The sequence below is a fragment of the Bacillus cereus group sp. RP29 genome (assembly GCF_040459765.1).
Classification (GTDB): domain Bacteria; phylum Bacillota; class Bacilli; order Bacillales; family Bacillaceae_G; genus Bacillus_A; species Bacillus_A paranthracis.
This window is the reverse complement of sequence record NZ_JARVHN010000001.1, coordinates 1,722,064-1,735,475: the sequence shown is the minus strand read 5'-3', so window position 1 is coordinate 1,735,475 and position 13,412 is coordinate 1,722,064. Positions and strand designations below refer to the sequence as shown.

Sequence of the window (13,412 nt, the reverse complement as noted above, 5' to 3'; positions counted from 1 at the left end):
ATCTCCACTTCCAAATCAATAAAAAACCTTTACAATTCAAAAGATGACTAAATATACAATTTCTATTTAAAATCTTGATGCAGTATATACTATCAAACTCAATATCTTTAAAACTTAAGAATAATTATACTTTTCGATACTTTCCTTATAAACATGATTTTTATAAGGAAATCTGATACAATTCTTAAATAATATTATTATGTATAGATATTACGAACATAGTGCATAATTAAAGAAGGTGATTTCATTGAAATTCAATAAAAATTTACAAATATGTATATTAATTGGAACATTAATATGTTATTCAATCTATTTTATGTTTTTTTATCTGTTCCCTACTCATTTTTCAAATTCAGACGTACGCTTTGCTTCCCTTATTGTTGAAGCCATTACATTTGTATCAATCATTTATTCTATATATTCTAAAAAAGTTAGTTCAAATCCGTTTTGGATATGTATCACGATAGCAATTGGTAGTTTTTTATTAGGAAAAATAGTATATACATATCAAGAGAGTTTCTTCAAAATTCCAATACATCGTTTTACTATTTCTGATGTGTTTTATATGCTTTTTCTACTCTTCTGTCTTATCGCTTTCTGCTATAAAATCCTAAAAGAATGCGATAAATGGGAAAAAGCGTTCTTTATTTGTGATATATGCATAGTACTTACTTCCATATTCACATTGGAGTGGTATTTATTTAATCAACCAAATTTAAATATATTCTCTCTTTCACTAGGAGATGTTTTCCTTTCATTTCTATATCCAATTGCAGATTTATTATTTCTTCTACTAGGTGTTAGTCTCTTTTTCCGTCCAACAATTTTTAATTCTAAACGGAAAATTTATATCTTTATTTTTGTATTAATAAGTTCTGCAACTTTTAACTATATTTATTTTTACTTACATAACCATTTATCAACTGAAACGATAACACTATTACGTCTTTTATATAGAATACCTATATTACTTATTGCAATAGCTGGATCTATTTCAGAAGATCGTAATAGTCATAAAAATTATTTCATTGTAAACCCTATAATAGGAAAAAAGGCTTTAGTTGTATTTCCCTATCTTGCTGTTGCAATACTAATCGGGTTTACGTTAAAAGAACAAACAGCATCTTCCATTCTCATTACGGGAAATTGTATTGCTTTTATTTTCGTACTCATTCGTCATTCTATTGTACGTATGCAAAACAATTCTCTAACCAAACGTTTACAAGTATTCAATGCCCAATTGGAAGAAAAAGTTAGATTACGAACTTCAGATTTAGTTCATAAATCAGAGGCTCTATCTCAAAAGCAACAAAAATTCAAATCATTATATGAATATCATCCTGACCCTATTTTTACAATTGATTTAAATGGCGTATTCTTAAATGTAAATAAAGCTGGAAGTATACTACTCGGTGCACCAACGGATGAGTTACTTGGTGAAACTTGTTTTTCGATTATTTTAGATGAAGATAAACATAAACTAGCATCAGCATTAGAAAAAGTGAAACAACAAGAATCGGCATCCATACAACTTAGTTCTCAATATAAAGATGGCTTTACTTATTTTTTATACGTTACCATCGTCCCTATTATGATAGACGGTCAAATTTCAGGAAGCTATATTATGGTGAAAGATATTACTGCACTAAAAAAACAGCAAGAAGAAATTAAATATTTAGCATTCCATGATACTGTAACGAAAATTGGGAACCGTGCCTTTTTCCATAAGAAATTAAAAAAAGTTATAAAAAGTGCTAAAAAAACAGAAAACGAGTTTGCATTATTATATTTAGACTTCGATCGCTTTAAAGCAATCAACGATACACTTGGACATTCGGCCGGAGATTACATATTAGAAGAAGTTGCAAAGCGATTCCAATCATGTCTTCCATCACATACTCATCTGTCAAGAATTGGTGGTGATGAGTTTACAATCTTAATTGAAAATTATACTGACGAATATGCCTTATTCGAGTTATGTAACCAATTATTTGAAAGCATAGAAAAGCCGTTTGTCATACATGAATATACATTAACTTTATCACTGAGTATCGGCATCGCTATTTATCCACATTCTGGAATCGATACCGCTACACTTTTGAAAAACGCTAATGTTGCAATGTATGATGCAAAGGCAAAAGAGCTTAACGCTGTCTCTATTTATGACGATGTAATCGCTAAAAAAATTGAAAGACGATTACGATTAGAGAAAGATTTACCAAATGCAATACAAAATGAAGAATTATTCCTTTTGTATCAACCTCAAGTTAATAGTGAATCTAATAAAATTATCGGTGCAGAAGCTCTAATCAGGTGGAATCATCCCGAATTAGGCGTTATTTCTCCATACGAGTTTATTCCGATTGCAGAAGAAACACTACAAATCATTCCAATAGGAAAATGGACATTAGAGCAGGCTTGTGAGCAAATGAAACGTTGGCACTCACTCGGATATTCACATTTAAAAATAGGTGTGAATTTATCTGCTAAAGAATTTGAACAAGAGGATTTTGTAAAGTCTATTTCTTCTACTTTAGCAAATACAGGTTTACCAGCAAGTTCTCTCGATCTTGAGTTAACAGAGCGAATTGCAATGATGGATGAGCGAGAAACATTGATAAAACTGCGTACACTAAAAAGTTTAGGGATTCACATTTCAATCGACGACTTTGGTACAGGCTATTCTTCGCTAGCTTACTTACCTTTATATCCAATCGATACGTTAAAAATCCCAAGAGAATTTATTACAATGTCTGAAACATGTGACGATGGAATGGAAATTATTAAGACAATCATCACATTAGCAAATACATTAGGAATGTCTGTCATTGCTGAAGGTGTAGAAACGAAAGAACACGTGAGTTTCCTTCAAAAAAATAAATGTCAGTTTATTCAAGGGTACTACTACAGCAAGCCTATTCATGCTGATTCATTTTCTACTCTTCTCAAAAAAGGTGTTCGTTATAACCATTAGCGCAAATACATACAAGAAAAAGGAAGAAGAGCCCGTCTCCTCTTTCTTTTTTTGTGCTTTGCAACTTTTCATTTCCTTCACATATCATTTATGTAAGTAGTTACTAATATATTTATGATAACAGACTTGAATTGGAGGGAATTACATGCAGCACGACAATCCAAATCATAAACTTTACAAAAACATTCCCCTATCCCTCTTCTCAATAAAAAATGAGCTAAAACAAAAATGCACCAACGCAAATAACTTTCTTTACCCCTTTTCGAAAGAAGAAGAAATATTAATACATACAATTAAAGAAAGAACAAAATTATTAAATCAAAATAATGTGACAAGAACTCGCGCTTACTATCAATTTTACAAAAGGTATCCTGAAATACATTGGGCATTACTTGGACATATGGTTTCGCGTAACGGCGGTTGGAACATGACAGATTTAAAGGGGGATTTATATACGAAGTTGTTATCTGAGAAAGATCAATTTACTTTCTTTTCTTTTTTAGAACGGGGGAATTGGCTTATCTTTCAAGATGTGTATCCACAATTTTTGTTATATGAACAGAGTGTAAAAAAATCCAAAAATCTTTTTTATCTCCTCCCTCATCTCAATGTGTCAACATTTATGGAAACGATATGGAACTTTTTTTGGAAAACCGGAAACAAACAAATATTAGCTATTTCCACTATTATTAATGAACAAAACTACTTAGAAAAAAGAGTAATTCAAAATAAACACTTCAAAAAAAATGTACTAAATAGTATTGGATTCAAACTTTTTGATTTCTTTCAATTTAATCATATCCTCTTCCCTTTCTGCGAAGAAAAGCCTATACAGAAAACAAAATTAATTGGTGATACAATGAAACACTTCACTTCCTTACACGAACGAATTTTGCTCGGAAAAAGATTATATGCACTATTATTTCATGATGAGCATGTTTTAGCTCGTATACTACAATGGGCTGACACTCATCCACACACTGGATCACGAAAAGATTATTGGCCACATTTATTTTCAAGCGTAAATGAATCCTTTTCAAGAGAGTTTTATAAACGAAGAATAAAGAAATGCCAATTAAAAAGTGATGCCTACCGTATATATAGCCCTGCACTTATGTATGCATGGAAAAATATGAAACATGAAGAAGCAGAATATGAAGATTGGTTTAACGACTGGCAAGTCATACATTATTTAACTGATAAGGAGGAAAGGATACATGGACAAATCACAGAAGACTACTGTAAAACACTCGAAAAGATTGAACTGGCCATTCTTGCAAAGAAAAATGTTCTTCTTCGAGAAGAAGAATAACCTTTTCGCATTAGTCGTTACAATCTTACTATCTTCTATTATCGGCACTTGCTTAGATGCTTTCTTTGTTGCGAAACAAATATATTCCTTTCCGGTTAGACCATTCTCATCCATATTTTCAGTTAACATAGGCTTTACTTTGTTTGTACTACCGATTTTAACAACAATTTTCATACACATTTCAAAAAACCTATCTGTATTTTCTAGGATTCTATTTATTCTTACAATAGGTATTTGTGCTAGCATTTTTGAACAGATTGCTGAAAGATTAGGTTTCTTTACTCATAGTGTAGATTGGAATCATACATACTCTTTATTTGGCTATATGATATTCTTTTTTTTTATTTGGAAAGTATATCATTGTATAAAAAAATAAAGAGATCATTATAGATCTCTTCTTAAGCATAATCTTTAGTTATTGCTAATGGTGCACGGGTTTGAAGGCTTTTAGATCGTAAACGATAGGCAACGACTTTCTTCTTATATTGCTTTATTACGTCAACGTGTTCCTCATAGCTGTATAGAGAAAATCTAATCTCTTTATTCCCTTTTTTCGTATCAATGACGATTGGTATTCCTTCTCCGCGCGGTGGAAAATAATGTTTATCTAAAAATAAAGCTTCATTAAATTCATGAATAACTTGTAGTTTCATTTCCCCCTCTATATTTTTTCCATCTATCGATATAGAGGTATTCTCCTCATCAAGTTTTTGATGTAATTCAAATCTACTAATAATAGATTCTACAACTGAAGTTGGCATACTAGAAACGAGTACTTTAAGGGCACCAAAAATAAATAATGTAACTATAAACCATGTTGTCACTTTCATCATCTCCATTACAATTTAAAATATAAATTTCGTTCCATATGGTCTAAATATACTGATGAGTATCCCTGTTACAATCATAGTCACCGAACCGATTGTCGCTTCTTCAAACCACTTTAATGGTAAAATACGAATAGAAAGGAGTAGAAAAAGCATTAACATCCCTATTAAACTTCCTGGCATTGATAGATGGAATACCCCTTGAATCCACGTACCAACTAAGCTAAATACATATAGCACGCCTACTTGAAGTAAAAGCATCACGTACTTCATTTCTTTCCCTCATTTCAATATTACGCATTACTATTATGAAATTTCATTTAACGTTTCCGCAAATCTCGTCATTCCCAGCTGAATTTGTTCGACATTTACTCTCCCAAAAGTAAAACGAACATATTCACTTTTAGTACCTAAAACACTCCCCGGGACAAACGCTACACCATTTCGTATAGATTCACCTAATAAATGATATTCATCAAACGTTCCTTGCACTTTGCACCACAAATGTATTCCACCCTCTGGAACAAAGAATTCAACCTGGTCCCCTAATATTTCTTCAAGCTTTCTAATTAACGCATCTCTTCTTTCCTTCAATTGTCCACGGAGCATTGTAATATGTGCATGAAAATCTTCTGATTCTAAAAATTGATTTGCCACCCACTGCGTAAATACGCTATGGCCAAAATCAACTTGCTGCTTTGCATCCGCTAAACGTTCTATTACACGCATTGGGCCAATTATCCAACCAATACGTAATCCTGATGCAACAATTTTTGATAATGAACTTATATAAAGAACATTGCCGTTTTGATCCATTGATTTTAATGTTGGATTCACTTCTCCATTAAATGAAGTTAAGCTATACGGATCATCTTCTACAATCGGTATACCAAATTCAGAAGACAGTTCTAAAATCTTTTTACGTCTTGCTAATGAAAGCACAGTTCCAGTTGGATTTTGATAATCCGGATTTAAAAATACCATACGAATACGATGCTTTTTATGCAAATCAATTAAGTCTTCTGGATTCATTCCATGCTGATCAACAGGTAAATGGAATATTTTTAAGCCAGCAGATTTAAACATCGGCAGTGAAAAACAATACGAAGGGTCCTCAATTGCAATCGCATCGCCAGGTTTTAATAAGCATTGAACGATAAGATTAAGTGCCTGCTGTGCTCCTGATGTAATAAGGATAGAATTCGAATCTGCTTCAATTTGTTTATATTGCTGAACATGTGCCGCAATTGTTTTTCTCAACATTTCATTTCCAAGTGGATGGTCATAACCGAGGTTTTCCATAAATGTTTTCTCCGACAAAATTGTTCGGAATCTATCACTCGGAATTAATTCTGGTGACAATTCACCACTCGCTAAATTAATTAAGTCTTCTTTTTGTGTTTCCGTTCTAATTTGTTGAACAAGTGGTACGTTAGGTAAGAACGATCCATCCTCAACGTACCTACCCCAGTTCGGTATTCGTTTATGTGAAACACCCCATATGTCTGTATTCACCCGTGTTCCGCTTCCTTTTTGCCCTTCTACTACTCCAAGTGATTTTAATTCTTCATATGCAGCTACTATCGTACTCCTATTCACCTGTAATTCTTTTGCTAACATGCGCTCAGAAGGTAACTTACTGTCAGAAGGAAACTCACCTGAAGAAATACCTCTTTCAATATAATCCGCTATTTGTTTATATACAGGCGTCTTATCTGCACGATTTGGTTTCCATTCCATATAGTTGCCTCCTTTCAAAGCTAACTATCCTCAATTTATTACTAACAGTATTTACCGTAAAAATAGTATTAATTAGTCACATTTTCTCATCCTAAAATGGATATATTAAAATAGCCCCGTTTCTGATTACTCGATAGCTTCTGAAATTCCAGCTTCATACTCTCGTTGCAGTTCTGTTACAAACTATCAAATTATTACCGCATACCACGTTACCCCAACAAGTAGTACGAAAAGAAGGATAATATAAATAGTTGATAAGTTTTTCACATTTCTCTTTGTAGACTTGCCGTAATTCTCCTCCACATTTCGCGCAACTAGCACGGTCCCAAACAGCGATCCAACTACAATAATAACGACTAGTGAAATTGCAAAAATCATTGTATTTTCACCTCTCTAAAGACAATCTATTTTAATAAAGAATTTCCTCTTTAAAATGTTAATAACATACTACCTTTCTTCTCTTATCATAATGGATGTTTGCCAAAAACGGACCAACCACTTTCATGTTTTTTTGCTCATCCACTTTAAAAATAAAAAGCAACTGATCACTTATAATCAGTTGCTTTTTCGTAAAGTTAATTACATTCATTTTTCACTTAAAATTGATCCGATTTAAAAGTTTGGCCTTTTCATAATGAAACATCGATTGAGATAATTCGAAAATTGTCCCGTTTACAAGACAAACTGTATTTTTAATAAGAAGCGCCGTATTTTATCGCTTCTTACTCTCATCATCTTTATTCTTTTATAAGTGACTCATTCACTCTTATAACTTCTTGATACAGTAATGGTGACCACTTTTCATTTATATAATCTTGAATGATCCAACCTACTCTTGTAGGATTCTTTTGTTTTATATAGTTTGCAATTTCAGGATTTATATAAGAGGCATAGTAATATGGACTATTCCATGCTGTACCACCAGAAGACAAGCTTGTAAAATTAATATATAGATGATGTAAGTCCTCACTATCGTTCATCGTTTCATTGATCGTATCTTTAATAGATTTTACTTTCTCATCATAACTCACTTTATATTTATCTTGTACTGTTACATGTACATTTTGATTTACAGTTGTGGTAAACGTCTCATTATCTGGCCAATAGAAATTATTATATCCTCCAGATTCATTACTACCACCATATCTTTTTAGTAGTACAATTTTCCCACGAGCATCTCCCAATTTTATATTTCCTTCTGTTTTTAAAAAGATAGGATCCACAAAATAACTTTTTTCAAACGTATTACTAAAGGAACTTTCTGCTCCTTTCATATCCTCATACTCTTTTTTTAAAGACATAATAATCGTTTCACTTGGGTTATCTTTTAAAAATTGTTTCGCTTCGTTTATGAATTCATGCAGGGTTACATAAAGATATAATGGCCCATGATGAAGGACTATCGTATTATCATCTGTTAAACGTCCTCTTATATCAAAAATACGAGCTCCATGATCCATTTGGTAACGAAAATCATATTCTTGCGTCATTCCCCATACTTGCTTTATTGGATTTTGTAATTTGAACGTCCCACTATCATGTGTTCCTGGAATTGAAATTCGTGCTAATGGGATATTATCAGGTATAGGTTGCATCCACTTTGACCAATTTTCAAACTCATTAACAGAGCTTGCTGCAACTACTTGCTTATCATGTAAAGCAAATACAAAGGTGATAAATATCGTACTACATATGAATAATTTCAAAATAAATTTCTTACTGCTCATTATTATTCCTCCTTTTTCTGTGTTATATCAAACTTATTGAATATAATATAATCTGGTGAGTAAAAAATAAATAACATTTCATAAATATGAAATATTACATAGAAGTAAAGTTAAAAAATCATTCACATATCCTAAATTAGAAAAATTTAAAGGAACTTCATCTGAAGCTCCTTTCGTTTACTTTATATTCAATACATATGAACCATCTTTATTCTCATACTTATAGACGTATAAATAATATTTACCTGGCTTTGCATTATAAGTTCCTTTCACTACATTTCCTTCATTTTCACCATATGCTACATAGTTATTTAAATCTGATTCATGATGAAGTACCCATGTCATTCCGATATTTTGTTCATTTAGTAGGGATATGCTAATATTTTCCATAGAGTCAATTTGGAAAGTAAATACATCTACTCTATCACTATTATGTAACGTTCCTTTCACCGGTGTATGAAAGTTAACTTTATTTGCCTGTATACGTTCATTATTTGGTTCATTTTCTGTTACTTGTAACTCATTCCCACCGTTTGGTTTTCTTTTTCCATACCCTAAGTTAACTAGTATAGACTTCAAATCTGGTAAAACACCAATTTTATCTGCATATGGATCTTTAGATTTTGTTCCTGTGCTCTGGTTGCTTAATATCGCTCTTAGTTCACTCGGTCTATATGGTTGTCCTAAATTTTCTTTCGCAATGCTTTGTACTAAAGTCGCTGCTCCGGCAATAATAGGCGACGCACTCGACGTGCCACTAAAGCTAGATGTATACAGGTTTACAGCACTTCGACTTTGCTCTGCTGTAGTTGTATCTACGTTTTCTCCCCAACCATACACATCAATACGGCTGCCATAATTCGAAAACCACATACGCTCATGAGGGAGAGATGAAGAGCCCGCTCCTACCATAATTGCACCTGAATCTTTAAAATCTTTACTATTACGATTTAAAATTTGTTTACCATTTCTATCTTTAAATTGATCTAAATCATTCCAACCATTTGCTCCAGCTTCTATAATGACAACACCTTTATCTGTACCAGCACGGATCGCATCAAAGATATCTGGTTGTACTTCAACAGGTAAATATTTATCACCATATCCATCGAAAGATGCTTGTGCCTCTAACAATAAAACATCCCCAGCTTCTAACTGATTTACAGCACTTAATATTGCATCAGCTGTATTATACTGTCCGTTATCTCTTATTTGAGAAATCACCTTTGCTTTCGCTTTTGGCGCAATCCCAATATTCCCAACTTCATTGTCCTCAGAGGATACAATTCCTAGTACAGACGTCCCATGACCGACATGTTGATCTATATTTATTCCAGACATTAATTCAATATTTTGATGTACTAAATCCTCATGATTTAATAACCATCCGTATTCCATATCAACAAAAGTGATACCATTTCCATTACCACCTTGAATTCCCCAGGCGAAAGGCGCATTAATACCGTATGGGGCTGCTTCAAGATAACCTTGTTTTTTAAATCTAGGATTATTATTAGGAGTAAGAGCTACACTTGATGATTGCACTTCAGGTGGCATTATTTTCTCTTGTTTCTTCATATAGACATCTTCTATTAAAGAAGATGCCTTTAACTTATCTACTATTTCTTCTTCATACCCACTATTTTGATTTTGAAGAATATAGTAGTTTAATAAACTTGTAGATACATGATTAGGTGCTTTCACTTCAAGGTTTTGTATTTGTTCCGGGCTTACAGATGTGAATAAACGAGTAAATGTTACATCTGGGTATTCTGCCAAAAGATCTTCTATTACTTTATCGTTCGTTTGAGATTGTATTTGTTTTTCAATACCATCTTCATATGGAAATTTCAAATCCGCTTTAAATTTTACAATGATTTGCTTATCTGTTTCTTGTTCTATTCCTAATTTACTCTGCTGTTCTATAGAATCAGCATGTACACTATTGACAGTACCTCCTATTCCTAAAAGTGTTGTAATAATTACAGTTGACGTACACATTTTTTGAAATATTTTCATTACATCAATCCTCCTATTAATAATAATTAATCATTATATTAATCTATAATGATTTTATTTATATAACATATTCCCTTTCTACTAAATAGATTATAGTAATCAGCAATATGAACTTCAATGTATTTTCATATGCAATATTTCATATTCGGACTCTACACTAAATAAATAAGAAACTTATAATGATTATTTATTTCGCATGTGCTAATATACTTACATTAAAATATTATATATAGACATTTTGAACTACATTACTTAACCGTTTCACCTTATTTTTCCTAGGAGGATTTACAATGAAATTATTAAAAACAAAACATATAATCCCTTTATCTGCAGCTGCAATTACATTCGTATGTAATCAAAGTACAGCTGAAGCTTCTACCATTCACACAGTAAAAAAGAATGATACATTTTGGAGCATCAGTAAACAATACGGCGTTTCAATACAATCCATTAAACAGGCTAATAATAAAGGAAACGATCAAACTTTCATTGGCGAACAGTTACATATCCCGAGTTCCGTCAACTCAAATGAAATCACTGTTCACCAAAACGCCAAGCCTGCGAACATTTCTGGACAAATTATTTATCAAGTACAACCGGGAGATTCATTAGAAACGATAGCAAAGCGTTACAATGTTACCGTTCAATCTATAAAACAAATTAACAATACAGTCGGAAACAAGCTTTATACAGGACAACATATAAAAATAAGCTCAAGCATTTCAGAAAAAGAAAAAGACTTAATGGCACGCTTAGTTACCGCTGAAGCAGGTGGCGAATCGTATAAAGGAAAAGTAGCAGTAGCGAAAGTTATACTAAACCGTGTAAACGCAAAAGGTTTTCCAAATACAATAACAGGCGTTATTTATGAACCTATTAAATACGGATATGCATTTACTCCTGTTACAGATGGAAGAATTAATCAACCTGCAAGCGCAGAAGCAAAAATGGCTGTAGAAGAGGCTATCTCCACAAATGGAATACATTCTGATTGGCTTTATTTCTATAATCCGAAAACATCAACAGACAAATGGATTACGACACGTCAAACAGTAGCAGTAATTGGTAACCACGTCTTCGCTAAATAACATTTAAAATCATTAACAGACCTCTTCACTTAAAAGGTCTGTTTTTTTGTATGTAAGAATTTATTTATCATGTGATATAGTGGTCTTTGAAAACTAATTCTTCTTGTAAATAAAGACACTTGTATTTACTTCATCACTCTAAGAAATTAAAAAAGCATCAAGTTCAAAAACTCCCCTTTATTAATAAAATTTATTTCTTACCTTCATAAAATTGTTATACACTAAAAAATAAAAAACAAACTATTCGTTAGCAGGTGAAAGAATATGTATGATGTTACAATTATCGGCGCTGGAGTAAGTAGCATTTTTCTGGCTTATTCACTAGTTAAAAGTAACAAAAAAGTTTTAATTCTTGATAAAGGTAAAGCGCTAGGAGCTCGCCATTGTCCTTTAGACGAAGGAAAAGCGTGTAATTGTACTACATGTGATAAATATTTCGGATTTGCTGGTTTAGGAAAATCTGAAGGGAAATTTAATTATACAAACGGATTTGGTGGAGAACTTGAGCAAAAAGTTGGTAAAGAGGGCTTTATACAACTTATGGCTGAAGTAGATGAAATTCTATGTCAGTTCGGAGGAAATTCAGTTTCAAAATATTCTACAGAAAATCCAAATCTCAATAAGAGAGCTGAATCGTGTGGTTTACAAATGCTAACAACAGAAGTACGGCATCTTGGTACTACCCTTTCAAAGGAAATTTTTCAGCAACTCTACGAATTTTTACTTACGAAAATAAATATACAATTTCATATAGATGTACAACATATTATGAAACAGAAAGATCATTTTACTATAGATACAAATGAAGGAACATTTCAATCTAGGCAACTAGTATTTGCAACTGGGCGTTCCGGAGCAGATTGGTTAAAGGAGATGTGCACTTCTCTACATATTTCTCAGGAACAAACTCGTGTAGATTTAGGTATTAGAGTAGAGATGAAAGAACACCAATTACGTTCTATATTAAAAGATACATTTGAGACTAAACTTTCTTATGAGCATGAGGATTTCACAGCGACTACGTACTGTATGAATCCAAAAGGACGCATTATTAGAAAGTACGAAGAAGGTTTAGTTATGCCTGACGGTCAAAATTTTCGAGAGAAAGGAACTAGCACACCTAACTTAAATTTCACTTTATTCATCCCGCGCTATTTTCCAACTCTCAAAGAAGCAAATATATATGCAAGTTCAATTATTAAAAACATTAACCAAGGACGAGATCGGATTGTTATACAGCGCTTAGAGGACTTACTAAATAAACAGCCTACAATAGCGAACGACATGAAATATAACCGTATACAACCTACGCTACAAGGAGATTATGGAAATTTGAATACAGAAATTCCTCAGTTATATATTGAAGGACTTAAAGAATTTTTATTACGATTAGAACAATTCATCCAAGAACCGATCGATACAGATACTTTATTATATGGAATTGACGGAAAGTTTTATGCTCCTACGATAAGACTCAATAATCATTTTGAAACGAGTATACATGGTCTATTTTTAGTTGGAGATTGTTCAGGCGTCACTCATTCATTATCTCAAGCTGCTGCAAGTGGGTTGTATGTTGGAAAATATTTATCTGACATCTAATTGCATAATTAAGATACCAATCAAATATTTTAAGTTTCACAACGTTTTATTTATGTAGTAATAGCATAAATCACTATCCTCCCTCCGCTAACGATTATCCCACAAGGAATCGAGATTTCATGA

Annotated in this window: 10 protein-coding genes and 2 pseudogenes; 5 read left to right on the top strand and 7 right to left on the bottom strand. The window is 32.4% G+C overall.

The window, feature by feature from the left end; genetic code table 11:
- Positions 1 to 247 precede the first annotated feature (247 nt).
- The 3 genes from QCI47_RS09180 to QCI47_RS09170 all read left to right on the top strand — a co-directional run bounded on the left by QCI47_RS09180 (position 248) and on the right by QCI47_RS09170 (position 4,662).
- Positions 248 to 2,974 (top strand): putative bifunctional diguanylate cyclase/phosphodiesterase, encoded by a 2,727-nt coding sequence (locus tag QCI47_RS09180; protein ID WP_309422531.1) that lies wholly within the window; start codon positions 248 to 250, stop codon positions 2,972 to 2,974.
- A gap of 145 nt (positions 2,975 to 3,119) precedes the next feature.
- Positions 3,120 to 4,286, top strand: coding sequence for a DUF2515 domain-containing protein (locus QCI47_RS09175; RefSeq protein ID WP_074544026.1), 1,167 nt, complete (start codon positions 3,120 to 3,122; stop codon positions 4,284 to 4,286).
- Positions 4,192 to 4,662 carry a CBO0543 family protein gene (locus tag QCI47_RS09170; RefSeq protein ID WP_113732388.1) on the top strand — a complete coding sequence of 157 codons (471 nt, stop codon included), beginning with the start codon at positions 4,192 to 4,194 and terminating at the stop codon, positions 4,660 to 4,662. Before QCI47_RS09175 ends, QCI47_RS09170 begins: the two co-directional genes overlap by 95 nt.
- 22 nt (positions 4,663 to 4,684) lie before the next feature.
- Here QCI47_RS09170 and QCI47_RS09165 read toward each other — a convergent pair whose 3' ends face one another.
- The 7 genes and pseudogenes from QCI47_RS09165 to QCI47_RS09135 all read right to left on the bottom strand — a co-directional run bounded on the left by QCI47_RS09165 (position 4,685) and on the right by QCI47_RS09135 (position 10,599).
- Positions 4,685 to 5,110, bottom strand: coding sequence for a YfmQ family protein (locus QCI47_RS09165; RefSeq protein WP_000214617.1), 426 nt, complete (start codon positions 5,108 to 5,110; stop codon positions 4,685 to 4,687).
- Between the two features lie 75 nt (positions 5,111 to 5,185).
- Positions 5,186 to 5,386 (bottom strand): annotated as a pseudogene (locus QCI47_RS09160) (CidA/LrgA family protein); the annotation flags it as partial.
- A 33-nt stretch (positions 5,387 to 5,419) separates the two neighbouring features.
- Positions 5,420 to 6,853 carry a MocR-like pyridoxine biosynthesis transcription factor PdxR gene (gene pdxR, locus QCI47_RS09155; RefSeq protein WP_353811752.1) on the bottom strand — a complete coding sequence of 478 codons (1,434 nt, stop codon included), beginning with the start codon at positions 6,851 to 6,853 and terminating at the stop codon, positions 5,420 to 5,422.
- A gap of 186 nt (positions 6,854 to 7,039) precedes the next feature.
- Entirely contained in the window at positions 7,040 to 7,231 is a 192-nt protein-coding gene (locus tag QCI47_RS09150) for a hypothetical protein (protein WP_074542349.1), read from the bottom strand.
- A 214-nt stretch (positions 7,232 to 7,445) separates the two neighbouring features.
- A pseudogene (locus QCI47_RS09145) lies at positions 7,446 to 7,559 on the bottom strand (GntR family transcriptional regulator); the annotation flags it as partial.
- Between the two features lie 31 nt (positions 7,560 to 7,590).
- Positions 7,591 to 8,580 (bottom strand): phosphatidylinositol diacylglycerol-lyase, encoded by a 990-nt coding sequence (gene plcA / locus QCI47_RS09140; protein ID WP_098486986.1) that lies wholly within the window; start codon positions 8,578 to 8,580, stop codon positions 7,591 to 7,593.
- 177 nt (positions 8,581 to 8,757) lie between these two features.
- Complete coding sequence (locus tag QCI47_RS09135) at positions 8,758 to 10,599, bottom strand: S8 family peptidase (protein ID WP_309422536.1); 1,842 nt, start codon at positions 10,597 to 10,599, stop codon at positions 8,758 to 8,760.
- Between the two features lie 290 nt (positions 10,600 to 10,889).
- On the opposite strand from QCI47_RS09135, the gene QCI47_RS09130 reads away from it, so the two are divergent.
- Positions 10,890 to 11,687 (top strand): cell wall hydrolase, encoded by a 798-nt coding sequence (locus QCI47_RS09130; RefSeq protein ID WP_098486984.1) that lies wholly within the window; start codon positions 10,890 to 10,892, stop codon positions 11,685 to 11,687.
- 264 nt (positions 11,688 to 11,951) lie between these two features.
- On the top strand, positions 11,952 to 13,289 hold the full coding sequence (locus QCI47_RS09125; RefSeq protein ID WP_220778402.1) for an NAD(P)/FAD-dependent oxidoreductase: 1,338 nt from the start codon (positions 11,952 to 11,954) through the stop codon (positions 13,287 to 13,289).
- The last annotated feature ends 123 nt before the right edge of the window (positions 13,290 to 13,412 follow it).

Coding starts and splice junctions, on each gene's coding strand:
- QCI47_RS09175 (WP_074544026.1), top strand. CDS start 3,120: ATGCAGCACGACAATCCAAATCATAAACTTTACAAAAACATTCCCCTA.
- QCI47_RS09170 (WP_113732388.1), top strand. CDS start 4,192: ATGGACAAATCACAGAAGACTACTGTAAAACACTCGAAAAGATTGAAC.
- pdxR (WP_353811752.1), bottom strand. CDS start 6,853: ATGGAATGGAAACCAAATCGTGCAGATAAGACGCCTGTATATAAACAA.
- QCI47_RS09150 (WP_074542349.1), bottom strand. CDS start 7,231: ATGATTTTTGCAATTTCACTAGTCGTTATTATTGTAGTTGGATCGCTG.
- plcA (WP_098486986.1), bottom strand. CDS start 8,580: ATGAGCAGTAAGAAATTTATTTTGAAATTATTCATATGTAGTACGATA.
- QCI47_RS09135 (WP_309422536.1), bottom strand. CDS start 10,599: ATGAAAATATTTCAAAAAATGTGTACGTCAACTGTAATTATTACAACA.
- QCI47_RS09130 (WP_098486984.1), top strand. CDS start 10,890: ATGAAATTATTAAAAACAAAACATATAATCCCTTTATCTGCAGCTGCA.
- QCI47_RS09125 (WP_220778402.1), top strand. CDS start 11,952: ATGTATGATGTTACAATTATCGGCGCTGGAGTAAGTAGCATTTTTCTG.